The following is a 24,919-nucleotide window of genomic DNA, read 5'->3' as shown; positions in this document are numbered from 1 at the left end:
GGCGACAAGCCGGCCGGCCGCGCCAACCTGCTCGATCTGGCGATCCGCGCGAAGCGTTTGCGCGCCACGGTGGGCGAGGTCAGCGACGCGCTCGAAAAGGTCTGGGGCCGCCACCGCGCCGACACGCAAAAGGTGACCGGTGTGTACGCAGCTGCCTACGACTCGGCCGAAGGCTGGGACAAGCTCAAGGGCGAGATCGCCCAGTTCGCCGAAGAACAGGGCCGTCGCCCGCGGGTGATGATCGCCAAACTGGGACAGGATGGTCACGACCGCGGCGCCAAGGTGGTGGCCACCGCCTATGCCGACCTGGGCTTTGATGTCGACATGGGCCCGCTGTTCCAGACGCCCGAGGAATGCGCGCGCCAAGCGATCGAAAACGACGTGCATGCGGTGGGCATTTCCACCCTGGCCGCCGGCCACAAGACCTTGGTGCCGGCCATCATTGCCGAATTGAAGAAGCAGGGCGCGGGCGACATCATCGTCTTCGTCGGCGGCGTGATTCCGCGCCAAGACTACGAGTTCCTGTACGAGGCAGGCGTCAAGGGCATCTACGGCCCGGGCACCCCCATCCCGGCCAGCGCGAAGGACGTGCTGGAGCAGATCCGCAAGGCACAGGGCTGAGGCCCATGACCCAAGCCCTGGCCGAGGCGATCCTGCAACGCGGTGACCTGCCCGCGGGAAGCGCCATGGCGCAGCGCCGCGCCATGGCCAAGGCCATTACCCTCATCGAATCGACCCGGGCAGACCACCGGTTGCAGGCAGATCAGTTGCTCACCGAGTTGCAGCCCCGAACCGGCCAGGCGATGCGGGTCGGCATCTCTGGCGTGCCCGGTGTCGGCAAGAGCACCTTTATCGAGACCTTGGGGCTGTCACTCATCGAACGCGGGCACCGGGTGGCGGTGCTGGCGATCGACCCCTCCAGCAGCATCTCGGGCGGCTCCATCCTGGGCGACAAGACCCGAATGGAGTTGCTCTCCGTTCACGAGAAGGCCTTCATCCGGCCCAGCCCCGCCAGCGGGAACCTGGGCGGCGTCGCCGAGAAAACCCGTGAAGCCATGCTGGTGTGCGAGGCGGCCGGCTATGACGTGGTGCTCGTCGAAACGGTGGGTGTGGGCCAGAGCGAGACCGCAGTAGCCGGCATGACCGACATGTTCGTGCTGCTGCAGCTGCCCAACGCCGGTGACGACCTGCAGGCGATCAAGAAGGGTGTGATGGAGCTGGCCGATCTGGTGGTGATCAACAAGGCCGATATCGACCCGGATGCCGCTACCCGCGCCCAGGCCCAGATCACCTCGGCCCTGCGCCTGTTCACCCAGCACGGCAAAGCCCATGGCACCGGCGAGCACTGGGCGGCGCAAGTCATTCAGATCAGCGCGCTAAAGGGCGCTGGTATCGATCTGTTCTGGGACCAAGTCACCCAGTTTTTCAATCTGCGCCGCGCCGACGGCCAGCTGGAGGTGCGTCGCAGGCAGCAGTCGTTGGCCTGGATGTGGGAACGGATCGAATCGGGCCTGCGCCAAGAATTTCGCCAGCATCCCGCGGTCCGTGCGCTCCTGCCCCGATTAAGCGCCGAGGTCGAGGCCGGGCAGGTGCCTGCGTCTGCGGCTGCGCGCCAGTTGCTCAAGGCGCGCCTGGGCCCCTGAGCCCCCATCCCTTTCCACCGAATTCACGAATCCGAACCAAGAGAGACGCCATGCAAGACATCCTCGAACAACTGGAGAAAAAGCGCGAAGCCGCCCGCCAGGGTGGTGGACAAAAGCGCATTGATGCCCAGCACAAAAAAGGCAAGCTCACCGCTCGCGAGCGCCTTGAGTTGTTGCTGGACGAAGGCACGTTTGAAGAGTGGGACATGTTCGTCGAGCACCGTTGCACCGACTTCGGTATGGCAGACAACAAGATCCCGGGCGATGGCGTGGTCACCGGCTACGGAATGATCAATGGCCGTCTGGTCTTTGTTTTCAGCCAGGACTTCACCGTTTTTGGTGGCGCTCTCTCGGAGGCCCATGCCGAGAAGATCTGCAAGGTGATGGACCAGGCGATGAAGGTCGGCGCGCCCGTCATTGGCCTTAACGACTCGGGCGGCGCCCGGATCCAGGAGGGCGTTGCGTCTCTCGGCGGCTATGCCGATGTGTTCCAGCGCAACGTCTTGGCCTCCGGGGTGGTGCCCCAGATCTCCATGATCATGGGCCCCAGCGCTGGCGGCGCGGTGTACTCGCCAGCCATGACCGACTTCATCTTCATGGTCAAGGACAGCTCCTACATGTTTGTGACCGGCCCGGAAGTGGTCAAGACCGTGACCCACGAGGAGGTCACCGCCGAGGAGCTAGGCGGAGCGTCGACCCACACCACCAAGAGCGGTGTGGCGGACCTGGCCTTCGAGAACGATGTCGAGGCCTTGATGATGCTCCGGCGCCTGTACAGCTACCTGCCTTTGAACAACCGGGAGAAGGCCCCGATCCGGCCCAGCAAGGACCCGGCCGACCGGCTGGACCCGTCGCTCAACACCCTGGTGCCGGACAACCCGAACAAGCCCTACGACATGAAGGAGCTGATCGCCAAGACGGTGGACGACGGTGACTTCTTCGAGCTGCAGCCCGACTACGCCAAGAACATCCTCATTGGATTTGCCCGCATGGAGGGTCAGACTGTGGGCATCGTGGCCAACCAGCCCCTGGTGCTGGCGGGATGCCTGGACATCAAGAGCTCGATCAAGGCGGCGCGCTTCGTGCGGTTTTGCGATGCGTTCAACATTCCGGTGGTGACCTTTGTGGACGTGCCCGGCTTCATGCCCGGCACCAGCCAGGAGTACGGCGGCATCATCAAGCACGGCGCGAAGCTACTCTATGCCTATGCAGAGGCCACGGTGCCGAAAATCACCGTCATCACCCGCAAGGCCTATGGTGGCGCCTATGACGTGATGGCCTCCAAGCACCTGCGTGGCGACGTTAACTTCGCCTGGCCCAATGCCGAGATCGCGGTGATGGGCGCCAAGGGCGCGGTGGAGATCATCTTCCGCGAGGACAAGGGAAACCCGGAAAAACTCGCTGCCCGCGAGGCCGAGTACAAGGCGCGTTTTGCCAACCCCTTCGTGGCGGGTGCGCGCGGCTTTATCGACGATGTGATCCTGCCGCACGAGACTCGTAAGCGCATCTGCCGGTCACTCGTCATGTTGCGAGACAAGAAGTTGGAGAACCCGTGGCGCAAGCACGGGAACATTCCGCTTTGAACTCATTTGCGTTTGAGGAGTTGGCGGGCTCAGGATCTTTGGTGCGCGCGGAATCGGACTGCCTGGACGTTTTGCTCCGTGTCCCCCGCGCTTCGCGCTCCTCCTTTACCTGCGCAAAACGCCCAGGCAGCCCGATCCCGGGTGCTTGGCGTTCGGCTCGCTTCCACAACGGGCTTTTGGTGCTCCGGGGCTTTCCTCTTGTGTACCCCACCGCTCACTTCGCAGCAAGGGGCATGGTGTCCCTGCCGCAGCGAAGTAAAGGAGGAGCCCGAAGGGCGGGGGACATGAGCGGAGGCAGGTGCACCGTGCTCCTTGCGAGCCCAGCACAAATCTAAGACAGCTAATCCAAGCTAGCAAAGTTTCCGGACCGAGGACCAAGAGATGTTCAAAAAGATCCTGATCGCCAACCGCGGTGAAATCGCCTGTCGCGTCATCAAGACTGCGAAGAAGATGGGCATTGCCACCGTCGCCGTTTACTCGGACGCCGACCGCGACGCTCGCCATGTGCAACTGGCCGACGAAGCCGTCCACATCGGCGCGGCCCCCAGCCGCGAAAGTTACCTGCTGGCCGACCGCATCATTGCCGCCTGCAAGCAGACGGGCGCAGAGGCGGTGCACCCCGGCTATGGCTTCCTCTCGGAGAACGAGGCGTTCTCCAAGCGGGTGGAGGAGGAGGGTATTACCTTCATTGGTCCCAAGCACTACTCCATCGCTGCGATGGGCGACAAGATCGCTTCCAAGAAGCTGGCCAATGAAGCCAAGGTGAACACCATCCCGGGCTGGAATGACGCCATTGAATCAGCCGAACGCGCAGTAGAAATTGCCAAGGACATCGGTTACCCGGTGATGATCAAGGCCTCCGCCGGCGGTGGCGGTAAGGGTCTGCGGGTGGCGTTCAATGACAAGGAGGCCTTCGAGGGCTTCACCTCCTGCCGCAACGAGGCCCGCAACAGCTTCGGCGATGACCGCGTCTTCATTGAAAAGTTCGTCGAGGAGCCGCGCCACATTGAAATTCAGGTGGTGGGCGATGGCCACGGCAACGTGGTCTACCTCAACGAGCGCGAATGCTCCATCCAGCGCCGCCACCAGAAGGTGATTGAAGAGGCGCCGTCGCCCTTCATCTCCGACGCCACCCGAAAGGCCATGGGCGAGCAGGCGGTAGCGCTGGCCAAGGCGGTGAAATACCAGAGCGCGGGCACGGTGGAGTTTGTGGTCGGCAAGGACCAGAGCTTTTACTTTCTGGAGATGAACACCCGTCTGCAGGTGGAGCACCCGGTCACCGAGTGCATCACCGGCCTGGACTTGGTCGAGTTGATGATCCGTATCGCGGCCGGCGAAAAGCTGCCTTTGAGCCAGGCGGACGTCAAGCGCGAGGGCTGGGCCATCGAGTGCCGCATCAACGCCGAAGATCCTTTCCGCAACTTCCTGCCTTCCACCGGTCGCCTGGTGCGCTTCCAGCCGCCGACCGAGACCATGGTCGCCGCTGATCCCAGCCTCACCCAAGGTGTGCGCGTGGACACCGGGGTGACCGAAGGCGGCGAGATCCCGATGTATTACGACTCGATGATCGCCAAGCTCATCGTCCATGGCAGGGACCGGGCCGATGCCATCGCCAAGATGCGTGAGGCGCTCAACGGCTTTGTGATTCGCGGTGTCTCCAGCAACGTGCCGTTCCAGGCGGCGCTGTTGGCGCATCCCAAGTTCCAGTCCGGTGACTTCAACACCGGCTTCATCGCCGAGCACTATGCCAAGGGATTCCGCGCCGAGGATGTTGCGCATGAAGACCCCGGCTTCCTGGTAGCCCTGGCCGCCTATGTGAACCGCCGCTCCCTGGAGCGCTCGGCCGGCATCAGCGGCCAGCTGCCAGGACACGAGTTCAAAGTGGGCGATGCCTTCGTGGTCGTCCAGCTGGGTGAAGGTGGCCAGAACCAGCACCACCCGGTGACCATCGGCGCCTTTGACCTGCAGTCGGGCAATTGCACGGTGCAGGTTGGCGCCCAGCGCTACGAATTCGCCAGCCAATGGCACCTGGGTGGCGCGCGCATCCGCGGTACTTGCAACGGGCAAACCTTCTCGGCCCAGGTTGAACGCGGGCTTCCCCGCAATCCGCTGGCTGTCGCAGTGAGCCACAACGGCACCCGGCTAGAGGCCCTGGTCCTTTCCCCGCGTGCGGCCGAACTGCACACGCTCATGCCCTTCAAGGCGCCGCCGGACATGAGCCGCTTTCTGCTCTCGCCCATGCCCGGGCTTCTGGTCGACGTTGCGGTGCAACCGGGTCAAAAGGTGCAGGCCGGCGAACGCCTGGCTGTCATCGAAGCCATGAAGATGGAAAACGTGCTGTTTGCCGTCTCCGACGGCGTGGTGGGCAAGCTGCTGGCCGCCAAGGGTGAGTCCCTGGCGGTTGATCAGGCCATCCTGGAGTTTCAATGAGCCAATCGACCACCCGTCCCTTCAAGGTACTGGGCATCCAGCAAATCGCCATTGGCGGCCCGAGCAAGCAGGCCCTGCAAAAACTCTGGGTCGACATGTTTGGTTTGGAGGTGACCGGCACCTACCGCTCCGAGCGCGAGAACGTCGACGAAAACATCTGCGCCATCGGCGCGGGCCCGTTCAAGGTGGAGGTGGACTTGATGCAGCCACTGGACCCGGACAAGAAGCCGGCCGTCCACACCACGCCGCTCAATCACGTGGGCTTGTGGATAGACGATCTGCCTCTGGCGGTCGATTGGCTGAGTGCACAGGGCGTGCGCTTCGCACCGGGCGGCATCCGCAAGGGCGCGGCCGGCTTTGACATCACCTTTGTCCACCCCAAGGGCAACGAAGATTCGCCGATCGGCGGCGAGGGCGTGCTGATCGAACTGGTGCAGGCGCCGCCTGAGGTCGTGACGGCCTTCGCTGCGTTGGCCGCGCAGGCCGGTTGAGCCCTTGCTGGCTCAGCCTCAGGGAACGAGCCGGGCGATTTGACCGCGTGATGGACGCGTTAGCATCCGCGGTATGAGTGGTCAGCGTGATCCGTCGTATCGCGGCCCCAGGGTTCCTCGCATCGCCCTGGGTGGTTTTTTCATCGAATGCAACCGCTGGTCACCCAGCACCCCTGCCGAGGGCTTCCGCCGCGGCTTGGACGCGGGCGGTGATGCCTTGCTGGCCGAGTTGCGCTCGCCGGCGACCCCGCTGATGGGGGACAGCCTGGGCTTTGTTGCCGCCATGGACCAGACAGGCCCCTGGGAACTGGTGCCCCTGCGCATGGCCTGTGCCGAACCGGGCGGGCCTGTCGACCACGCCTATTTCGAGTCCTTCTGCGCCAACCTCGAGGCCCGGCTCAAGCTCGCCGGCCCGGTCGAAGGCGTGTTCCTGTCCCTGCACGGGGCGGCGCTGACGACCCGCGAAGATGACCCCGACGGCGTGCTCCTGGCGCGCCTGCGTGCCCGCCTGGGCCCCTCGGTTCCGATCGTCGCAGTCATGGGTCTACACGCCAATGTTTCCGCCCGCATGAGTGATTCGCTGTCGGCGTTGGTGGCCTACCGCACCCACCCGCATGTCGATCTGTTCGCGCGCGGTCAGGAGGCAGCGCGACTCCTTCGCGGCATGCTGATGGAGGGGCCGGGCGTGGTGGAGCGGGTTCAGCTTCCCCTGGTGCCTTCGGCAACCTCGCTGTTGATCGCGCCCGGTACGGTCTGCGCCGACCTGGTGGCCCAGGGTCAGCAGGCGGTCGGTGGAGACATTCTCAATGTGTCCCTCTGCGGTGGCTTTGCCCTGGCGGATGCGGCCAAGTGCGGAGTAACGATCTCTGTCACTGCGCGCGCTGGCCAACGCGCAGCGGCGAAGGAGCTTGCCTTGCGGCTGGCCGCGCAGGTCTGGGCGGTTCGTGAGCGGTTCACCTGTCGGCTGACTTCGCTGTCTGAGGGCGTGGCGGCAGCGCGCGCCGCGGGGCGAGGCGAGGGGCCACCGGTGATGCTTGCCGATGTCGGAGACGACCCGGGCGGCGGAGGCGGCGGCAACACCGTGGGCTTGCTTCAAGCCCTGGTCGAGGCTGGCGTTGAGCGCACGGTGCTGGGCATGTTCACCGACCCGGCGCTCGCGCGTCACGCTCATGCGGTCGGCGTCGGGGGCACTTTCGAAGCGCACTTCAATCAGGTACGCAGCGGGACTTTCGCGCAGGCATGGCGTCACCGCGCCCAGGTGCTGGCCCTGGGGGATGGCCGGTTCTTCGCGCGGCGTGGCCTGGTGCAGGGGACACAGCGCGAGATGGGCTCCTGTGCCTTGCTTCAGGTTGGCGGGGTGCAGGTGGCGGTGATCTCCCAGCGCCAGCAGCTGATGGACCCGGCCCAGCTGGAGGTGCTAGGCGTAGACCTCGCGCAGGTGAGGGCGCTGGTAGCCAAGAGCCGCCGGCATTTCCGGGCCGCTTTCGAGGGTTTTGCCAACCCGAAGGACATCCTGGAGGTCGACTGCCCTGGCCTCACCAGCCCCAACCTGCGCGCACTGACCTGGACACGTCTGCCCCGACCGGTTTTCCCGATCGATGAGGGCGCGATCTGGGAGCCCAGCGCCGCCTGACACAGGGGCACGGCGTCGCATCCCCGGGTCTGCCCCGACAATAGCAATTCCCCCCAAAAAAGTTCAACGATAGAGACAAGTAAACGCCATGGACCTGACCCGTTTCCCCCGCCGCCGTTACACCCCGTTTGCCACCCCGATCGAGCCCATGCCGCGTTTTTCAGCAGCGCTGGCCGCCAGTTGCCCTGGCGGGCGCGGTCCGGAGGTCTGGATCAAGCGAGACGACATGCTGGGCCTGTTCCCCGGCGGCAATAAGACCCGCAAGCTCGAGTTCCTGATGGCCGAGGCCCTCGCGCTCGGGGCCGATACCGTCGTCACCTGCGGCGCGCCGCAATCGAACCATTGCCGCATCACCCTGGCGGCGGCGGTCAAGGAGGGTCTGCACTGCCGCTTCGTGATCGAGGAGCGTGTGCCGGGCAGCTATGACCCGCAGGCCAGTGGCAACAACTTCATGTTCCGCCTGCTCGGCGTCGAGGCGGTCACCGTGGTACCAGGCGGCAGCAATATGGCCGCTGAAATGCAGAAGGTGGCCGACGCGCTGGTGGCTGAGGGGCGCAAGCCCTACATCATTCCTGGCGGTGGCTCCAACGCCGTGGGTGGCTTGGGCTATGTGGCCTGCGCCCAGGAAATGCAGCAGCAATTGTTTGACATGGGCCTGCGCATAGACCACATGGTGGTTGGCTCGGGCAGCTCGGGCACGCACGGAGGCTTGGTGGCCGGCTTTCTGGGGAACCACATAGACATTCCCCTGATTGGCGTCGGCGTGAGCCGTGACCCGGCCGACCAGGAGCCGCTGGTCCTCAAGGAGGCGCAGGCGGTGGCCGACCTGCTGGGCCTGGGCATCACCGTGCCGCGCGAGGCGGTGCGCAGCGTGGGCGGTTACTGGCAGCCCAAGTACTCGGTGCCCAATGATGCGATGGTGGAGGCGGTACAGATGCTGGCTCGCACCGAAGGCATTCCGCTGGACCCGGTCTACACCGGCAAGATCATGGCCGGCCTGATCGGCCTGGCCCGCCGGGGCGAGTTCAAACCCGAGTACAAAGTGCTGTTCCTGCATACCGGCGGGCTGCCCTCGTTGCACGCCTACGAGCCGACGCTGCTGAAGGCGTAGGCGGAGAGAAGCGAGCCTCGCCAATCGCCCCCCGTCCAGGACCCAATTCAGACGTTCAGCGTCACCACCGAACGGACGTTCAGGTAGGCGTCCAACGCCTCCGGCCCACCCTCCGAGCCGTAACCGGAATCCTTGATGCCGCCAAAAGGCATCTCGGCCGACGGTGCCGCGGGTGTGTTGACCCACAGCATGCCCACCTCGACGCGGCGCGCCAGCAGGTCGGCGTTGCGCAGGGACCGCGTGAAGGCATAGCCCGCCAGCCCGTAGGCCAGCCGGTTGGCTTCGGCGATGGCGTCCTCGATCCGCTCGAAACGCTGGATCGCGGCGACCGGGCCAAAGGGCTCATCGTTGAACACACGGGCCTGCGGCGGCACGTTGTCCAGGACGGTCGGCTGCCAGAAGTTGCCGGTATCGCCGATGCGGTGGCCACCAGCCAGCACCGTGGCGCCTTGCTCGATCGCATCGCGAGTGAGGTCCTGCATCGCGGCCAGGCGCCTGGGGTTGGCCAGCGGCCCCATCTGGGTGCCGGCGCTCAGGCCGTCGCCCACTTGCAAGCCCTTGGCATGCGCGGCCAGCGCGGCGGCGAATTCCTGGTGAACGCTCTGGTGCACCAGAAAGCGGGTGGGGGAGATGCACACCTGGCCTGCGTTGCGGAACTTGGCCGCACCTGTCGACTTCACAGCCAGCGCGATGTCGGCGTCGTCGCACACAATGACCGGCGCGTGGCCGCCCAGCTCCATGGTCACGCGTTTCATGTGCTGGCCCGCCAGGGCAGCCAGCTGCTTGCCCACCGGCGTGGAGCCGGTGAAGGTCAGTTTGCGGATCACCGGGTGCGCCACAAGATAGCTTGAAATCTCGGCAGGGTTCCCGTAGACCAGGCCCAGCACGCCCTCGGGCAGCCCGGCATCCTGGAAGGCGCGCACCAGTTCGGCCGGACTGGCCGGCGTCTCCTCCGGGCCCTTGATCAGCATGGAGCAGCCGGTGGCCAGTGCCGCCGACACCTTGCGTACGACCTGGTTGATCGGGAAGTTCCAGGGCGTGAAGGCGGCAACGGGGCCCACAGGGTCCTTGAGGACCATCTGGCGCAGGGCCGGATTGCCACGCGAGGGCACGATGCGGCCGTACACCCGCAGGCCCTCGTCGGCGAACCATTCAATGATGTCGGCAGCGGCCAGTGCCTCGCCTTTGGCCTCAGCAAGGGGCTTGCCCTGCTCCATCGTGAGGAGCTGGGCGATGCCCTCGGCGCGCTCGCGCATCAGGGCAGCTGCCCGGCGCATGATCCGCGCGCGTTCGACTGGCGCCAGGTCCCGCCACACGGCAAATCCCTTGGCGGTAGCGACCAGGGCCTTATCCAAGTCTGCGCGCCCCGCATGGGAAACGCGCCCGATCTCCTGGCCGGTAGCGGGGTTGATGACGGCGAGCGTGCGGCCGTCCGCAGAGTCCTGCCATTGGCCATCAATGAAAAGCTGTGTGTTGGTATAGCTCATGAAAAACTTTCTGGAGGCCAGAGGCAATGATTGCGCCAGCGCGGCCGTCCCAATCGGACCGCTAGCGTCACCCGGTCGGTGAGCGAGGGCGCTGGTACTTTGAAGATTACGATCCTCATTTTGCCATCGAGCTGGCACTCAGCGTGCCTGGCCCGGGCGTGTGCCAGCAACCGTTTCGCCCAGCTATTTTTGCGGTACGGCTGTCGGGCTGAGGGCCGCCGTTCACGGGGCGAGTCGTTTGATGTCCCGGATCACCTCCGCGATCGAGGCGTCTTGCTCCGCCTGGTAAAGCGCGATCGCGTCCAGCACTGAGGCGCCGAGCGCTTGCTCAAACTCAGCCTGAACGGTCACATCCGAATAGGCCTTCGGCTCTGCGTCGCCGAGGTTGGACTGGAAGATTCCGGCGGCGCTGACCGGAAGGAAGTCTTCGTAGGTGATCGGCGTTGCCGACACGACGCCTTGATCGACAAGGTCATCGATGTCGAAGGTGTCTCCGGCAGGCAGAGACGTGTGGGGCAGCAATGCGTAGCGGAAGAAGCCAAGCTGCTCGCGGCGAAGTGCCTCGAGCGTGTCCGGGACCGCCTTGAACGCGTGGGCCAGCCTCTCTTCATGCTTGCGTGCGTCGCCCCCTGAATCGCTGCGGGCCATTTGCAGGAGCGTGTCGTACAAAGCGCGGCCCTTGCGCGTGAGGGCGATGCCGCGCTGCTCAATCTCTCCAAATCGCGCGGTGTGAGCGCCTTGGGCTTGTGTCTCGGCGAAGCGGAACGGTTCTTCCAGCGCTTTGAAGCTGGTCTGGCGCAGCAAAATGGGGATGCTGCGAGGGGGCGGGTCTTCGATGCTCTCCTTGGGCTCAATGCCTCGCAGGGACATCTCTGCTTGCGCTGCGTCGATGTCCAGCGTGCGGGGCGTGAGGTGGTTGATATGCGGTCCTGTGAAGCAGACCACGTCGGCGATCAGGCGATGCACACTGCGCAGACGCTCGTACACCTCGCGTGACACCGTCGCTTCGCCATGCCAACGGAACGTCTGCAGGACTTCGACAATGAACTCATCCGTTTCCCTTGCTGTGAGCCCGCCCCTGGCCTCGGCCTTGTCGGTCAGTTCTAGCGCACGCGCCGAGAAGATATTCCGCTCGCGCAGTATTTCGGCTGCCAAGTCCTTGAGAGCCGTGTCTTCAATCAGGTCGAGGCGCAGCAATGACGTGAAAACGCGAAACGGGTTGGCGGCGAGCGAAGCGCCGGCGACTGGCCGAAACGCCGTGGAGTGAACCGGAACGCCCGCCACCGACAGGTCGTAATAGCCGACCGGATGCATCCCCATGACGGCAAAGATGCGCCGGATGGTGTGCAGCTCGTAGGGGGTTCCCAAGCGAATGGCGCCGTGGCGTTCGACATCCAGCCGGGCCGAGTCGGGCTTCGAGGGGAGCAACAAAGGGTCCCGGCGCACCGCTACGGTGTTGATATCGGCCACCAGTTCCAGCAAGGTGCCGTACTGCGGAACCTCCGCACGGTACATATGGGACAGGGCGTCTGAAAACCGCGTGCGGATCACGTCTGGCGCTTCAAACGCCTGGCTTTCCTTTTGTGGGAGTGGTTCGCGCAAAGGGGGATAGGTCATTCGTGCTCCGCATCAACACTACCGCGTGGCGTATCCCCGATTTTGAGTGAGTACAGGGGGCGACCCAATGATTTTCCAGACCAAGGTCATTCTGAAAGCGAATGATCTTTATTTGGAGCGATACGCCGATGCCCTCCGTCCAGGTGTCCCCTGTCAGTCCGTGACGCGTTCGAGTCTAGGGGGCCTTCCGCTGGTTTCGCGCGCGAGCCAGGGCTGCCTCGATCACCGACCGCTTGCGCGCCGCCTCTGCGCTGGCGGGGTCGTCGGCGCCGAGGGTCTGGGCGGGCAGGTCGGCCAGTTTGGCCAGGGCCTTGGCCTCGAGGCGCTCCTCGTTCTCGCGGGCCTCGCGTGCCTGCCGCGCTTGGTGCCACTCGTAGCGGACCAGTGACTCCTGCGCCTGCGTCGTCGACCAAGCCTGCCAGCCCGTTGCGCCTCCACTGGCATCTTCCAGGGTGATGCAGTCCACCGGGCAGGCCGGCACGCACAACTCGCAGCCGGTGCACCAAGGCTCGATCACGGTGTGCATGCGTTTGTTGGCGCCAAGGATGGCATCGGTCGGGCAGGCCTTGAGGCAGAGGGTGCAGCCGATGCAGGCGTCTTCCTCGATGACAGCCACCGTGCGCGGTGACTCCCGGCCGCAGGCGGGATCGAGGGGCAGGGCGGGGCGACCGGTGATCGAGGCCAAGCGGGCAATGCCCTCGGCACCGCCCGGTGGGCATTGGTGAATGCCGGCGGTCCCCAGGGCGATCGCTTGGGCGTAGCCCGCGCAGTCGGGGTAGCCGCAGCGCTGGCATTGCGTCTGCGGCAGGGCTTGGTGCAGGCGCTCGGCCAGATCGTCCAGGTTCATCGCATCCGAATGCGCTGGAAAGAGGGAGCCAGAAGCGCCTGATGCGCTCAGGCTTTCGCGCGGGCGCCTGCCCGCCGCTTGGCTGGAACGGCCTTGGCGATGCCAGCACGGCTGGGGCGCGCGGCTTGTGTCTTCGCCGCGCTGGGCCTGGCCTTGGCGGTCACCGGCGTGGTCTTGGCGGGTTTGGGGCCCTCGTTGAACCGGAGGATGAAGTCGCGCACCTGCGGATAGACGACATCGCGCCAGCGGCGGCCGCTGAATATTCCGTAGTGACCCGCGCCCTCAACCTCAATGTGCTTCTGGTGTGACTTGGGCACACCGGTGCACAGGCCGTGTGCGGCCGCGGTCTGGCCAGAGCCGGAGATGTCGTCGAGCTCGCCCTCGATCGTCAGGTGGGCGGTCGTGGTGATGTCCTGCGGCCGCACGCGCTCGATACGTCCGTCTTCGCCGCGTACGTCCCAGGTGCCGTGGACCAGCCGAAATTCCTGGAACACGGTGCGGATGGTGTCCAGGTAATAGTCCGCGTCCATGTCCAGCACCGCGTTGTACTCGTCATAGAACCGGCGGTGCGCGTCGGCGCTGGCCTCGTCACCCTGGATCAGCTGCTTGAAGTAGTCGTAATGGCTGGAGACATGGCGGTCGGGGTTCATCGCCACGAAGCCGGTGTGCTGCAGGAAACCGGGGTAGACGCGTCGGCCTGCGCCCGGAAAGCTGGGCGGCACGCGGTAAATCACATTGTTCTCAAACCACTCGTAGCTCTTGTTCATGGCCAAGTTGTTCACCGCGGTGGGCGACTTCCGGGCATCAATCGGTCCACCCATCATGGTCATGGACAGCGGGGTCTTCTCGCCGCGTGAGGCCATCAGCGATACCGCGGCCAGCACCGGAACAGTGGGCTGGCAGACACTTATCACGTGGCAGTTGCCGTACTGGCCCTGCACCAGGCGGATAAAGTCCTGCACATAGTTCACGTAGTCGTCGAGATGGAATTCCCCTTCCGCCAGGGGCACCAGGCGGGCGTTCTTCCAGTCGGTGATGTAGACCTTGTGGTCTTGCAGCATGGCCTTGACCGTGTCGCGCAGCAGGGTGGCGTAGTGACCTGAGAGGGGAGCGACGATCAGGACGGCGGGTTGGTCCTTCATGCGGCCCAGCAACTCGGGGTCGTCGCTGAAGCGCTTGAAGCGGCGCAGCTCGCAAAAGGGCTTGTCCGCCGCGACCGCCTCGTGAATCACGATGTCCTTGCCGTCGGCCTTCACCGTCTTGATGTCGAACTGCGGCTTCACATAGTCCTTGCACAGCCGGTACATCAGCTCGTAGCCGGCGGACATGCGCTGGGACATGGGTCCCTGGGCGATGGGCAATGCAGGGTTGTTGTAGAGCTTGGCCGCCGCTTGGGCGAAGTCGGCGAAGGGCTCCATCAGGGAGCGTTGGGCCTCGTAGATCTGGTAGAGCATTACTGCCTTTCGCCGTTCATGTTGCAGTGCACACATCATACGACTCTGGCTTGCTGCTGAGCCGTTCGCCGTGTTGGGTATTCCACTTACGCGGCAAAACGGTATTTGCTCACGCTGGCCCGAGCGGTGGCCCCACGCTAATGAAGAGCGTCGGTATCCAGGCAAAAAATAGCCGCCCGAGGGCGGCTGCGTCTGTCGCGACGGCGTCAATGAAGACTTAGGAACTCATCCTTGTGCTTCAAATCACCTTGGCGATCGACTGGCAAACATAGTCGATGTTCTTCGAATTGAGCGCTGCGACGCACATGCGACCGGTATCGGTGCCATAGACGCTGAACTCGCCGCGCAGCCGAACCATTTGGTCTTTGGAGAGGCCCGAGTAGCTGAACATGCCGATCTGGTCGGTGATGAAGGACATGTCTTGCTTCACCCCCGCAGCCTTGAGCTTGTCGACCAGGGCGACACGCATCTGCTTGATGCGGACCCGCATCTCGCCGAGTTCCTTCTCCCACTGCGCACGCAGTTCCGGTGTACCGAGCACGGCGGCCACCACCGTGCCGCCGTGGGTGGGCGGGTTGCTGTAGTTGGTGCGGATCATGATCTTGAGCTGGGACAGCACCCGGGCCGCCTCGTCCTTGTCCTGGCACAGCACCGACAGTGCGCCGACCCGCTCGCCGTAAAGGCTGAAGCTCTTGGAAAAGGAGGTCGAGACCAGGAAGGTGAGCCCAGCGGCGACGAACTTGCCGATCACCGCGCCGTCTTCGGCGATCCCATGGCCGAAGCCCTGGTAGGCCATGTCCAGGAAGGGCACCAGCTGGCGGGCTTGGCAGGCGGCAACCACCTGGTCCCATTGGGCCGGGGTGATGTCGTAGCCGGTGGGGTTGTGGCAGCAGGCGTGAAGCACCACGATCGTGCCAGCGGCGGCGCCATGCAGGGCTGCGAGCATGCCGTCGAAATTTACCCCGCGGCGGGCCGCGTCGTAGTAGGCGTAGGTGCCCACCGTGAACCCGGCTTGGGTGAACAAGGCGCGGTGATTTTCCCAGCTGGGGTCCGAAATCAGCACCTGGGCCTGGGGCGAGAGTTGGCGCAGAAAATCGGCGCCGATCTTCAGGCCACCGGTGCCGCCCAGGGCCTGGACCGTGGCCACCCGGCCGCTGGTCACTGGCTCGCTGGTGGCACCAAAGACGAGGCTCTTGACCGCTTGGTCATAGGCCGCAATGCCGTCAATCGGCAGGTAGCCGCGCGCCTTCGGCGAGGCATTCATTTGCTGCTCGGCTTGGCGTACGCAGGCCAGCAGGGGCAGCTTGCCCTCGTCGTCGTAATAGACGCCCACGCCCAGGTTGACTTTGTGGGGGCTGGTGTCGGCGGCGAATTGCTCGTTGAGGCCCAAGATGGGGTCGCGGGGGGCCATCGCGACGGCAGAAAACATCGACATGGAGATCCTTGGTTGTCTGTGAGGCTCGCGGGCATGGGTTAATCTGCCCGGATTGCCGAGATTTTATGCATGTCTGATCTGTCCGAAGTTCCAAGCGTGCCTGTGGCCGCTCCCCAGGGCGAGTTCGTTTCCTTCCCCGGTTCGCCATTTGAGCTGTTCCAGCCCTATCCACCGGCCGGGGACCAGCCGCGCGCGATCGAGCAATTGGTCGAGGGGGTTCACGACGGCGAGGCCTTCCAGACCCTGCTGGGGGTGACCGGTTCGGGCAAGACCTTCACCATGGCCAATGTCATTGCCCGCCTGGGCCGGCCGGCCATCGTGTTCGCGCCCAACAAGACACTGGCCGCGCAGCTGTACAGCGAGTTCCGCGAGTTCTTTCCCCGCAACGCGGTGGAATACTTCGTGAGCTACTACGATTACTACCAGCCCGAGGCCTATGTGCCCCAGCGCGACCTGTTCATCGAGAAGGACAGCGCGATCAACGAGCACATCGAGCAGATGCGGCTGTCAGCCACCAAGAGCGTGCTCGAGCGCCGCGACACGGTGATTGTGGCCACCGTCAGTGCCATTTATGGCATTGGTGCGCCCGAGGACTACACCCAGATGCGCTTCATCTTGCGGGTGGGCGACAAGATCGGCCAGCGCGATGTGATCGCCCAGCTGGTGCGCATGCAGTACACCCGCAACGACCACGAGTTCTCCCGCGGCGCCTTCCGGGTGCGCGGCGACACCATCGACGTCTTCCCCGCCGAGCACAGCGAGCTGGCGGTGCGGCTCGAGCTGTTCGATGACGAGATCGAGTCCTTGCAACTGTTCGACCCGCTCACCGGACGCATCCGGCAAAAGGTGCCGCGCTTTACGGTCTACCCCTCCAGCCATTACGTGACCCCGCGTGAGAAGGTGCTGGCCGCGGTGGAGTCGATCAAGCGCGAACTGGACCAGCGGCTCAAGGAGCTGGTGGGGATGAACAAGCTGGTCGAGGCCCAGCGGCTGGAGCAGCGCACCCGCTTCGATCTGGAGATGCTCGCCGAGGTCGGGCACTGCAAGGGCATCGAGAACTACACCCGGCACCTCTCGGGCGCCAGGCCGGGTGAGCCGCCGTCGACGCTCACCGACTACATGCCCAAGGACGCACTCATCTTCCTCGACGAGAGCCACCAGATGATCGGGCAGCTCTCGGCCATGTACAACGGCGACCGTTCGCGCAAGACCACTCTGGTGGAGTACGGCTTTCGGTTGCCCTCCGCCCTGGACAACCGGCCGCTGAAGTTCGAGGAGTTCGAGCAGCGCATGCGGCAGGCCTTTTTCGTATCGGCCACCCCGGCCGACTATGAAAAGCGGCGCGCCGGTCAGGTGGTCGAGCAGCTGGTGCGGCCCACTGGCCTGATCGACCCCGAGGTGGAGGTGCGACCGGCCATCCACCAGGTCGACGACGTCTTGCAGGAGATCCGCATCCGGGTGGACAAGAACGAGCGGGTGCTGATCACGGTGCTCACCAAGCGGATGGCCGAGCAGCTCACCGACTACCTGAGCGACAACGGGGTGAAGGTGCGCTATATCCACAGCGACGTGGACACGGTAGAGCGGGTCGAGATCCTGCGCGACTTGCGCCTGGGCACCTTCGACGTGCTCGTGGGGATTAACCTGCTGCGTGAGGGCCTCGACATTCCCGAGGTGTCCCTGGTGGCTATTCTCGACGCCGACAAGGAAGGCTTTCTGCGGGCCGAACGCTCCCTGATCCAGACGATCGGCCGGGCAGCGCGAAACCTCAACGGCAAGGCCATCCTCTACGCCGATCGGGTGACCGAGTCGATGAAGAAGGCGATGGGCGAGACCAGCCGCCGTCGGCAGCGCCAGATTGAGTTCAACCTGGCCCACGGCATCACGCCGCGCGGCATCGTCAAGCAGGTGCGTGACCTGATCGACGGGGTCTACAGCGAGAAGGCCGGAAAGGCTGCCGAGGAAGCCGAGCTCCTGCGGGCCCAGGTCCAGGACCTGTCGGAGAAGGACGTCGGCAAGGAAATTAAGCGCCTCGAAAAGCTCATGCTCGAGCACGCCCGCAACCTCGAGTTCGAAAAGGCGGCCCGTGTCCGCGACCAACTGGCCCTGCTGCGTGAGCAGGCCTTTGGTGGTTCGGGGCATGACAAGGTCGTGCCCATTCAGGCCGGCCAACGCTGAACCCTTTGGTTTCGTAAGGGCAAATCGCGGTCCGGTGGGATACCCGAGCAAAGCCGTCGGCTTTCCCCTATACTTGACAGCATCAGTCAGGAACTAGGCGCCATCCAGGTGTCCCCCTTGGCTGAGAAGCCCTTAAGGAGTTTGCGATGCGCCTCACGACCAAAGGCCGCTTTGCGGTCACTGCGATGATCGATCTGGCCCTCCGCCAGAACAACGGTCCCGTCACGCTGGCCGCGATCAGTCAGCGCCAGCAGATCTCGCTCTCCTACCTGGAGCAGCTGTTCGGCAAGCTGCGCCGGCACCAGCTGGTCGAGTCCACCCGTGGACCCGGCGGCGGCTACACCCTGGGCCGCAAGGCCTCCGAAATCACTGTGGCCGACATCATCGTGTCGGTTGACGAGCCGCTCGACGCCACCCAATGCGGCGGCAAGGAAAACTGCGGCGGTGAGGGCGGGCGTTGCATGACCCATGAGCTGTGGTCATCGCTCAACCAGCGCATGGTGGAGTTCCTGGACTCGGTCAACCTGCAGAAGCTGGTAGACGACCAGGTCGCTAAGGGCGTTCAGATTGAGGACAAGCCGCCGGTCAAGCGCGCCATCTCCAGCGCGCCGGTGGTCAAGCCGATCCGGGTGAACGCACCCAACTCCGTCTTCGCACTCGGCAGCATTCTGGCCAAGGGCTAAGCCCTCAGTCGCAGCGCCTGGCGTAGACACGGGCCGCTTCGGCGGCCTCCAAATCATTTCCAAATTGCAATCCATGACCCCGCATCTCCCTATCTACATGGACTACGGCGCGACGACGCCGGTCGACCCGCGCGTGGTGGACGCCATGATCCCCTGGCTGCGAGAGCACCATGGAAACCCGGCATCTCGCAGCCATGCCTGGGGTTGGGAAGCCGAGGAGGCAGTCGAGGCCGCACGCGGCCATGTGGCGGCCCTGATTGGCGCGGACTCGCGTGAGATCGTCTGGACATCGGGCGCAACTGAGTCCAATAACCTCGCCATCAAGGGCGCGGCGCACTTCTATCAGTCGCGCGGCAAGCACCTGATCACCGTCAGGACCGAGCACAAGGCGGTACTCGACACCATGCGCGAGCTCGAGCGTCAGGGCTTCGAGGTGACCTACCTCGAGGTGCAAGAGGACGGCATGTTGGACCTGGAGGCTTTCAAAGCCGCCATCCGGCCCGACACCATCTTGGCCAGCGTGATGTTCGTGAACAACGAGATCGGTGTCATCCAGGACATTCCCACGCTGGGCGCGATCTGCCGCGAAAAGGGCGTCCTGCTCCACGTGGACGCGGCCCAGGCCACTGGCAAGGTGGCGATCGATTTGGCGACGCTGCCGGTCGACCTGATGAGCCTTGCCTCGCACAAGTCCTACGGCCCCAAGGGCATCGGCGCGCTGTACGTGCGCCGCAAGCCCCGGGTGCGGCTGGAGGCTCAGATGCACGGCGGCGGTCACGAGCGCGGTATGCGTTCGGGCAGCTTGCCCACCCACCAGTGTGTGGGCATGGGCGAGGCCTTCCGCATCGCCCGACTGGAAATGGCCCAGGATTTGGCCCAGGCCCACGCGCTGCAAAAGCGCTTGCTGGACGGCCTCAAGGACGTCGAGCAGGTGTTCATCAACGGAAGCCTCGAGCACCGGGTGCCGCACAACCTGAACATCAGCTTCAACTACGTCGAGGGCGAGTCCCTGATGATGGGGATCAAGGGGCTTGCGGTGTCGTCCGGCTCGGCCTGCACCTCGGCTTCTCTGGAGCCGAGCTATGTGCTGCGCGCCCTGGGTCGCAGCGACGAACTGGCGCACAGCAGCCTGCGTATGACGATCGGCCGCTTCACGACCGAGCAAGAGATCGACTACGCGATCGACACCATCCGCGCCAACGTGGCCAAGCTGCGTGAACTCAGCCCCTTGTGGGAGATGTACCAGGACGGCATCGACATCAGCACCATTCAGTGGACAGCGCATTAAATACAGGAGCTCCCCATGGCCTATTCTGAAAAAGTCGTTGATCACTACGAGAACCCCCGCAATGTTGGCTCCTTCGAGAAGGGCGACGAGTCCGTGGGCACCGGCATGGTTGGCGCGCCCGCCTGTGGCGACGTGATGAAGTTGCAGATCAAGGTCAACCCGACCACGGGCATCATTGAGGACGCTCGTTTCAAAACTTACGGCTGCGGATCGGCCATCGCGTCGAGCTCCCTGGTGACCGAATGGGTCAAGGGCAAGAGCCTGGACGAGGCTGCCTCCCTCAAGAACAGCCAGATCGCCGAGGAACTGGCGCTGCCGCCGGTCAAGATCCACTGCTCTATCCTGGCCGAAGATGCCATCAAGGCGGCGGTCGAGGACTACAAGAAAAAGCACGCTCATTGAGCGCGCCCGCTACTTCGAACTCAAGCAAGATGGCAGTCACCCTCACCGAAGCCGCCGCCCGCCATGTGACCCGCTACCTCAGCAAGCGGGGCAAGGGTGTGGGCGTGCGTCTAGGCGTCAAGACCACCGGCTGCTCGGGCCTGGCCTACAAGCTCGAGTACGTGGACGATGTCGCAGCCGAAGATATGGTGTTTGAGAACCACGGCATCAAGATCCTGATCGACCCCAAGAGTCTGGCCTATATCGACGGCACCGAGCTGGACTTCGTGCGCGAGGGCCTTAACGAGGGCTTCCGCTTCAACAACCCCAACGAACGGGACCGCTGCGGTTGCGGCGAATCCTTCCGGGTGTGAAGCTCACCGACAGCGACTTCGCGCTGTTCGCGGTATCCGAGCAGTTCCGCCAAGACCGGACGCAGATCGATGTACGCTGGAAGGAATTGCAGCGCGAAGCCCACCCGGATCGCTTCGCCGCCCAGGGCGCAGCTGCCCAGCGTGTGGCGATGCAGTGGTCGGTGCGGATCAACGAGGCTTACCAGCGCCTCAAGGACCCCTTGAAGCGCGCCGCCTACCTGTGCGAGATGCGTGGGGCCCCGATCGAGGCCGAGAACAACACCGCCATGCCGGCGGCCTTCCTGATGCAGCAGATGCAGTGGCGCGAAGCGCTGGAGGAAGCCCAAGGCGAGGCCGATCTGCAAAGCTTGGACGACGCGCTTCAAGTGGCCCGGCGCGAGTTGCTGGCCGATATCGAACTGAAGCTGGACCAGGCGGGCGACGCCCCCGGGGCGGCGGGGCAGGTGAGGGCACTGATGTTCATTGAGCGTTTTGCCCATGACGTCGCCTCGCGCTTTGAGCAACTGGGACAATAACGGGTTTCCGATCCACCTCCAGACAAGAAGGGCCGCACGAGCGGCCCCACGGCTCTCCCCCCATGGCACTGCTGCAGATTTCCGAACCCGGTCAAGCTCCCGACCCGCATGCGCGGCGCATCGCCGTGGGCATCGACCTGGGCACCACACACTCGCTGGTGGCTGCAGTTCGCCATGGCGTGTCCGAGTGCCTGCCCGATGACGCAGGGCGGGTGATCCTGCCCTCTGTGGTGCGCTACCTGGAAGGCGGGAGACGGCAGATCGGCTTCGACGCGCTGGCCCAGCGCGCGCTCGACCCCGAGAACACCATCGCCTCGGCCAAGCGTTTCATGGGCCGGGGCCTGGCCGACATCGCCGGTCGCGAGAACTTGCCCTATCGCTTCATCGACCAACCGGGCATGGTGGCCCTGCAGACCCGCGTCGGCGCCAAGAGCCCGGTGGAAGTGAGTGCCGAGATCCTGGCCACCCTGCGTTATCGCGCTGAGGACACCTTTGCCGACGACCTGTACGGTGCGGTGATCACGGTGCCCGCCTATTTCGACGACGCCCAGCGCCAGGCAACCAAGGACGCCGCGCAGTTGGCAGGCCTCAACGTCCTTCGCCTCATCAATGAGCCCACCGCTGCTGCCATCGCCTACGGCCTCGACAATGGGAGCGAGGGTGTTTACGCGGTCTACGACCTGGGCGGAGGCACCTTCGACATCTCCATCTTGCGCCTCTCGCGCGGCGTTTTTGAAGTCATCGCCACCGGCGGCGACTCAGCGCTCGGCGGCGATGACTACGACCGCGCGCTCGCACAGGTGATGCTGCATGGTGCGAACCTGGCGCTCACCACGCCCGAGGACAAGGCCGCCATCGAGGTGGCTGCGCGAAGCGCCAAGGAGGCGCTTTCCGCCGCAGAGACGACCACCGTTCAGGCGGTCATGTTCGGCCAGGAACGCAATTTCAACGTCACCCGCGCCGACTTCGAGGCAGCCACTGCCGACCTCACCGCCCGCACTTTGGCGGCGGTGCGCAAGGCCCTGCGCGACGCCCGCTTGCAAAAAGACGATGTGCAGGGGGTGGTGATGGTGGGCGGCTCTACCCGCATGCCGCAGGTGCAACGTGCCGTAGGTGATTTCTTCGGCCGAGAACCCCTGACCAACCTCAACCCCGACGAAGTGGTGGCCCTGGGCGCCGCCATCCAGGCCAATGCCCTGGCCGGCAATGACTCCGCTGGCGATTTGCTGCTGCTCGATGTCATTCCCCTTTCCCTGGGTATTGAGACCATGGGCGGGCTGGTGGAGCGCATCGTCCATCGCAACGAGACCATCCCCACCGCCAAGGCTCAGGACTTCACCACCTACCGCGACGGCCAGACGGCCCTGGCCCTGCACGTGGTGCAGGGCGAGCGAGACCTGGTGGCCGACTGTCGAAGCTTGGCGCGTTTCGAACTGCGCGGCATCCCGCCGATGGCCGCCGGCGCGGCGCGCATCCGGGTCACCTTCACTGTCGATGCCGATGGCCTGCTGTCGGTCAGTGCCAAGGAGCAGGGCAGCGGAGTGGAGGCCAGGATCGACATCAAGCCCTCCTATGGCCTGTCGGACGACGAGGTCGCCCGGATGCTGCAGGAAAGTTTTTCTACCGCGCAGCAGGACATGACGGCCCGCGCCCTGGTCGAGGCGCGCGTCGATGCCGACCGGCTGGTGCTCGCCACCCGCAGCGCACTGACCGCCGACGGCCACCTGCTCTCTGGCGCTGACCGCGCTGCGATCGAGGCAGCCATCGCCCATCTTGAACACACCGCACGCGAGGCGGCCGAAGCTGCCCAGGTCGAGGCCGCCAGCGAGGCGCTCGCCCAGGCTACCGAGGGCTTTGCCGCCGAGCGCATGAACCACAGCATCCAGAAGGCCCTCGCGGGCCGTAAAGTGGAGTCCCTCTGATGGCCATCATCAAGATCTTGCCGCATCCCGAGTACTGCCCCCAGGGCGCCACGGTGCAGGTTCCGGCCGGCACCTCGATCTGCGAGGCGCTCCTCGACAACGGCATCGAGATCGAGCATGCCTGCGACATGAGCTGTGCCTGCACCACCTGCCATGTGGTGGTGCGTGAGGGCTTCAAGAGCCTCAACGAGATGGACGAGAACGAGGAGGACTTGCTGGACCGAGCTTGGGGCCTGGAGCCCAACTCGCGCCTCTCGTGCCAGGCCTTCGTCGCGCAACAGGACCTGGTGGTGGAGATCCCCAAATACTCCATCAACCACGCCAAGGAAACCCACTGAGACGCGCCTGGGTCGGGCGGGGCGCTCGATAGAATCTGGCCCATGCGCCAGATCGTCCTCGACACCGAAACCACCGGCCTCAATCCTGAAACCGGCGACCGCCTGATCGAGGTCGGCTGCGTCGAACTGGTGGCGCGCAAGCTCACAGGTAACAACCTGCAGTTTTATTTCAATCCCGGGCGTGCCAGCTCGGAAGAGGCCTTGCGGGTACACGGCATCAGCGACGAGTTTCTCCGCGACAAGCCCAAGTTCGCAGAGGTCGCCGATGAACTCTTGGCGTACCTGGCTGGCGCTGAAGTCATCATCCACAACGCCCCGTTCGACATTGGCTTTCTGGAAAAAGAGCTGGAAATTTCCGGCCGGCCTTCCTTCCGGGCCACGGTGGGACAGGTCACCGACACGCTGGTGATGGCCAAGGAGATGTATCCGGGCAAGCGCAACAGCCTCGATGCGCTCTGTGACCGGCTCGGCGTCGACAACTCGGGTCGCACCCTCCATGGCGCCTTGCTCGATGCCGAACTCCTGGCCGATGTTTACATCTATCTCACCCGAGGCCAGGATGCCTTGCTGATCGATGCCGTGCCGGCCGACGTCGGGGTGACGCCATCCGTGCAAGCCGACTACCGCCAGTTATCGCTTCCCGTGATCGAGGCCACCGAACAGGAGGTGACGGCCCACGAGGAGGTCCTTGTGCAATTGGACAAGGCGAGTGGTGGCAAGACCGTCTGGCGCAGCCTCTCGGCCGGCTGATCCGCGCCCGAATCGCCCACTTTGCCTGTGGCATAATTATGGGCTTCCGGCTCAACCGGAAGCGCTTCGAGCGTGATGGGGTGGTTAGCTCAGTGGTAGAGCATCGCCTTCACACGGCGGGGGTCGGGGGTTCGAAACCCTCACCACCCACCATCTCCTCTGGCAGTGCATATTTCGGCGCCTCCATGGCGCCGAAGTTTTTTCGACGTCACTTTCTGCGGCGTATGACAGACGATGAGGGGGCGGACGGGAGACCTTATGATCTCTCGCGAACCCCACTGCTCGGTCTGGGGGCCTCCTACTCATTGCCCCACCCACATGATCCTCGTCACCGGCGGTGCCGGCTTCATCGGCAGCAACTTTGTCTATGGCTGGCTCGGCGCGACGGACGAGCCGGTCCTTAACCTGGACAAGCTCACCTACGCCGGCAACCCAGACAACCTCGCAGGCCTTGATCCGACGCGTCATGTTTTCGTCCAAGGTGACATTGGTGACCGGGCTCAGGTCGACGCGCTGCTCGCGCATTACCAGCCGCGCGCCGTCATCAACTTTGCCGCTGAGACGCACGTAGACCGGTCCATCTCTGGCCCAGATGCCTTTCTGACCACCAATGTCTTGGGCACGGCCAGCCTGTTACAGGCGGCCCTGGCGTATTGGCAGCTCCTGCCGGAGCCGCAGCAGAGAGCCTTCCGCTTTCTGCACGTGAGCACCGACGAGGTTTACGGCACGCTCGGGCCTGCTGACCTGGCTTTCACCGAG

The 24,919-nt window shown here is 64.6% G+C and carries 22 protein-coding genes and 1 tRNA gene; 18 read left to right on the top strand and 5 right to left on the bottom strand.

The window, feature by feature from the left end; genetic code table 11:
- The 7 genes from QE494_RS07310 to QE494_RS07280 all read left to right on the top strand — a co-directional run.
- Window positions 1–621: cobalamin-dependent protein (locus QE494_RS07310; protein WP_300042265.1), on the top strand; the 621-nt coding region annotated here is incomplete at its 5' end.
- Between the two features lie 5 nt (window positions 622–626).
- Window positions 627–1,643 (top strand): methylmalonyl Co-A mutase-associated GTPase MeaB, encoded by a 1,017-nt coding sequence (gene meaB / locus QE494_RS07305; RefSeq protein ID WP_300042264.1) that lies wholly within the window; start codon window positions 627–629, stop codon window positions 1,641–1,643.
- 50 nt (window positions 1,644–1,693) lie between these two features.
- Window positions 1,694–3,226 (top strand): acyl-CoA carboxylase subunit beta, encoded by a 1,533-nt coding sequence (locus QE494_RS07300; protein ID WP_300042262.1) that lies wholly within the window; start codon window positions 1,694–1,696, stop codon window positions 3,224–3,226.
- A gap of 381 nt (window positions 3,227–3,607) precedes the next feature.
- Window positions 3,608–5,656 carry an acetyl/propionyl/methylcrotonyl-CoA carboxylase subunit alpha gene (locus QE494_RS07295; protein WP_300042261.1) on the top strand — a complete coding sequence of 683 codons (2,049 nt, stop codon included), beginning with the start codon at window positions 3,608–3,610 and terminating at the stop codon, window positions 5,654–5,656.
- Window positions 5,653–6,147 carry a VOC family protein gene (locus QE494_RS07290; RefSeq protein WP_300042260.1) on the top strand — a complete coding sequence of 165 codons (495 nt, stop codon included), beginning with the start codon at window positions 5,653–5,655 and terminating at the stop codon, window positions 6,145–6,147. The genes QE494_RS07295 and QE494_RS07290 overlap by 4 nt, the downstream gene beginning before the upstream one ends.
- Before the next feature lie 73 nt (window positions 6,148–6,220).
- Window positions 6,221–7,780, top strand: a complete 1,560-nt coding sequence (locus tag QE494_RS07285; protein WP_300042259.1) for a M81 family metallopeptidase — start codon at window positions 6,221–6,223, stop codon at window positions 7,778–7,780.
- Between the two features lie 88 nt (window positions 7,781–7,868).
- On the top strand, window positions 7,869–8,891 hold the full coding sequence (locus tag QE494_RS07280) for a D-cysteine desulfhydrase (RefSeq protein WP_300042258.1): 1,023 nt from the start codon (window positions 7,869–7,871) through the stop codon (window positions 8,889–8,891).
- A 47-nt stretch (window positions 8,892–8,938) separates the two neighbouring features.
- Here QE494_RS07280 and QE494_RS07275 read toward each other — a convergent pair whose 3' ends face one another.
- The 5 genes from QE494_RS07275 to QE494_RS07255 all read right to left on the bottom strand — a co-directional run bounded on the left by QE494_RS07275 (window position 8,939) and on the right by QE494_RS07255 (window position 15,731).
- Window positions 8,939–10,378: an NAD-dependent succinate-semialdehyde dehydrogenase gene (locus QE494_RS07275; RefSeq protein WP_300042257.1), complete on the bottom strand. Its 1,440-nt coding sequence runs from the start codon at window positions 10,376–10,378 to the stop codon at window positions 8,939–8,941.
- A 222-nt stretch (window positions 10,379–10,600) separates the two neighbouring features.
- Window positions 10,601–11,995, bottom strand: coding sequence for a VOC family protein (locus QE494_RS07270; protein WP_300042256.1), 1,395 nt, complete (start codon window positions 11,993–11,995; stop codon window positions 10,601–10,603).
- Window positions 11,996–12,170: 175 nt separating this feature from the next.
- Window positions 12,171–12,842 (bottom strand): electron transport complex subunit RsxB, encoded by a 672-nt coding sequence (gene rsxB, locus QE494_RS07265; protein ID WP_300042255.1) that lies wholly within the window; start codon window positions 12,840–12,842, stop codon window positions 12,171–12,173.
- Between the two features lie 47 nt (window positions 12,843–12,889).
- Complete coding sequence (locus QE494_RS07260) at window positions 12,890–14,296, bottom strand: polyhydroxyalkanoate depolymerase (protein WP_300042254.1); 1,407 nt, start codon at window positions 14,294–14,296, stop codon at window positions 12,890–12,892.
- A gap of 238 nt (window positions 14,297–14,534) precedes the next feature.
- A complete protein-coding gene (locus tag QE494_RS07255) occupies window positions 14,535–15,731 on the bottom strand; it encodes an amino acid aminotransferase (RefSeq protein ID WP_300042253.1) in 1,197 nt (398 codons plus the stop codon).
- Between the two features lie 69 nt (window positions 15,732–15,800).
- On the opposite strand from QE494_RS07255, the gene uvrB reads away from it, so the two are divergent.
- The 11 genes from uvrB to QE494_RS07200 form a co-directional block, all read left to right on the top strand.
- Window positions 15,801–17,909 (top strand): excinuclease ABC subunit UvrB, encoded by a 2,109-nt coding sequence (gene uvrB / locus QE494_RS07250; RefSeq protein ID WP_300042252.1) that lies wholly within the window; start codon window positions 15,801–15,803, stop codon window positions 17,907–17,909.
- A 146-nt stretch (window positions 17,910–18,055) separates the two neighbouring features.
- Window positions 18,056–18,592: a Fe-S cluster assembly transcriptional regulator IscR gene (iscR, locus tag QE494_RS07245; protein WP_300042251.1), complete on the top strand. Its 537-nt coding sequence runs from the start codon at window positions 18,056–18,058 to the stop codon at window positions 18,590–18,592.
- A gap of 73 nt (window positions 18,593–18,665) precedes the next feature.
- A complete protein-coding gene (locus tag QE494_RS07240) occupies window positions 18,666–19,880 on the top strand; it encodes an IscS subfamily cysteine desulfurase (protein WP_300042250.1) in 1,215 nt (404 codons plus the stop codon).
- 15 nt (window positions 19,881–19,895) lie between these two features.
- Complete coding sequence (gene iscU / locus QE494_RS07235) at window positions 19,896–20,282, top strand: Fe-S cluster assembly scaffold IscU (protein WP_300042248.1); 387 nt, start codon at window positions 19,896–19,898, stop codon at window positions 20,280–20,282.
- Window positions 20,283–20,311: 29 nt separating this feature from the next.
- A complete protein-coding gene (gene iscA / locus QE494_RS07230) occupies window positions 20,312–20,635 on the top strand; it encodes an iron-sulfur cluster assembly protein IscA (protein WP_300042247.1) in 324 nt (107 codons plus the stop codon).
- On the top strand, window positions 20,632–21,150 hold the full coding sequence (gene hscB / locus QE494_RS07225; RefSeq protein ID WP_300042246.1) for a Fe-S protein assembly co-chaperone HscB: 519 nt from the start codon (window positions 20,632–20,634) through the stop codon (window positions 21,148–21,150). The genes iscA and hscB overlap by 4 nt, the downstream gene beginning before the upstream one ends.
- Before the next feature lie 62 nt (window positions 21,151–21,212).
- Window positions 21,213–23,072: a Fe-S protein assembly chaperone HscA gene (hscA, locus tag QE494_RS07220; protein WP_300042245.1), complete on the top strand. Its 1,860-nt coding sequence runs from the start codon at window positions 21,213–21,215 to the stop codon at window positions 23,070–23,072.
- Complete coding sequence (gene fdx / locus QE494_RS07215; RefSeq protein ID WP_300042244.1) at window positions 23,072–23,410, top strand: ISC system 2Fe-2S type ferredoxin; 339 nt, start codon at window positions 23,072–23,074, stop codon at window positions 23,408–23,410. The genes hscA and fdx overlap by 1 nt, the downstream gene beginning before the upstream one ends.
- A 42-nt stretch (window positions 23,411–23,452) precedes the next feature.
- The gene (gene dnaQ / locus QE494_RS07210) at window positions 23,453–24,160 is read left to right on the top strand and encodes a DNA polymerase III subunit epsilon (RefSeq protein WP_300042243.1); all 708 of its coding nucleotides are present in this window, start codon (window positions 23,453–23,455) and stop codon (window positions 24,158–24,160) included.
- 78 nt (window positions 24,161–24,238) lie between these two features.
- A tRNA-Val gene (locus tag QE494_RS07205) sits at window positions 24,239–24,313 on the top strand.
- A gap of 165 nt (window positions 24,314–24,478) precedes the next feature.
- Window positions 24,479–24,919: GDP-mannose 4,6-dehydratase (locus QE494_RS07200; protein ID WP_300042242.1), on the top strand; the 441-nt coding region annotated here is incomplete at its 3' end.

Source organism: Ramlibacter sp. (assembly GCF_029866045.1).
In the GTDB taxonomy this organism is placed as follows: Bacteria; Pseudomonadota; Gammaproteobacteria; order Burkholderiales; family Burkholderiaceae_C; genus Ramlibacter.
Note: the sequence above shows the minus strand (reverse complement) of the source record. Positions and strands in the feature narration are given on the sequence as shown.

Bases quoted from the DNA above. Each gene is read 5' to 3' on its own strand.
- meaB (WP_300042264.1), top strand. From the start codon at position 627: ATGACCCAAGCCCTGGCCGAGGCGATCCTGCAACGCGGTGACCTGCCC.
- QE494_RS07300 (WP_300042262.1), top strand. From the start codon at position 1,694: ATGCAAGACATCCTCGAACAACTGGAGAAAAAGCGCGAAGCCGCCCGC.
- QE494_RS07295 (WP_300042261.1), top strand. From the start codon at position 3,608: ATGTTCAAAAAGATCCTGATCGCCAACCGCGGTGAAATCGCCTGTCGC.
- QE494_RS07290 (WP_300042260.1), top strand. From the start codon at position 5,653: ATGAGCCAATCGACCACCCGTCCCTTCAAGGTACTGGGCATCCAGCAA.
- QE494_RS07285 (WP_300042259.1), top strand. From the start codon at position 6,221: ATGAGTGGTCAGCGTGATCCGTCGTATCGCGGCCCCAGGGTTCCTCGC.
- QE494_RS07280 (WP_300042258.1), top strand. From the start codon at position 7,869: ATGGACCTGACCCGTTTCCCCCGCCGCCGTTACACCCCGTTTGCCACC.
- QE494_RS07275 (WP_300042257.1), bottom strand. From the start codon at position 10,378: ATGAGCTATACCAACACACAGCTTTTCATTGATGGCCAATGGCAGGAC.
- QE494_RS07270 (WP_300042256.1), bottom strand. From the start codon at position 11,995: ATGACCTATCCCCCTTTGCGCGAACCACTCCCACAAAAGGAAAGCCAG.
- rsxB (WP_300042255.1), bottom strand. From the start codon at position 12,842: ATGAACCTGGACGATCTGGCCGAGCGCCTGCACCAAGCCCTGCCGCAG.
- QE494_RS07260 (WP_300042254.1), bottom strand. From the start codon at position 14,296: ATGCTCTACCAGATCTACGAGGCCCAACGCTCCCTGATGGAGCCCTTC.
- QE494_RS07255 (WP_300042253.1), bottom strand. From the start codon at position 15,731: ATGTCGATGTTTTCTGCCGTCGCGATGGCCCCCCGCGACCCCATCTTG.
- uvrB (WP_300042252.1), top strand. From the start codon at position 15,801: ATGTCTGATCTGTCCGAAGTTCCAAGCGTGCCTGTGGCCGCTCCCCAG.
- iscR (WP_300042251.1), top strand. From the start codon at position 18,056: ATGCGCCTCACGACCAAAGGCCGCTTTGCGGTCACTGCGATGATCGAT.
- QE494_RS07240 (WP_300042250.1), top strand. From the start codon at position 18,666: ATGACCCCGCATCTCCCTATCTACATGGACTACGGCGCGACGACGCCG.
- iscU (WP_300042248.1), top strand. From the start codon at position 19,896: ATGGCCTATTCTGAAAAAGTCGTTGATCACTACGAGAACCCCCGCAAT.
- iscA (WP_300042247.1), top strand. From the start codon at position 20,312: ATGGCAGTCACCCTCACCGAAGCCGCCGCCCGCCATGTGACCCGCTAC.
- hscA (WP_300042245.1), top strand. From the start codon at position 21,213: ATGGCACTGCTGCAGATTTCCGAACCCGGTCAAGCTCCCGACCCGCAT.
- fdx (WP_300042244.1), top strand. From the start codon at position 23,072: ATGGCCATCATCAAGATCTTGCCGCATCCCGAGTACTGCCCCCAGGGC.
- dnaQ (WP_300042243.1), top strand. From the start codon at position 23,453: ATGCGCCAGATCGTCCTCGACACCGAAACCACCGGCCTCAATCCTGAA.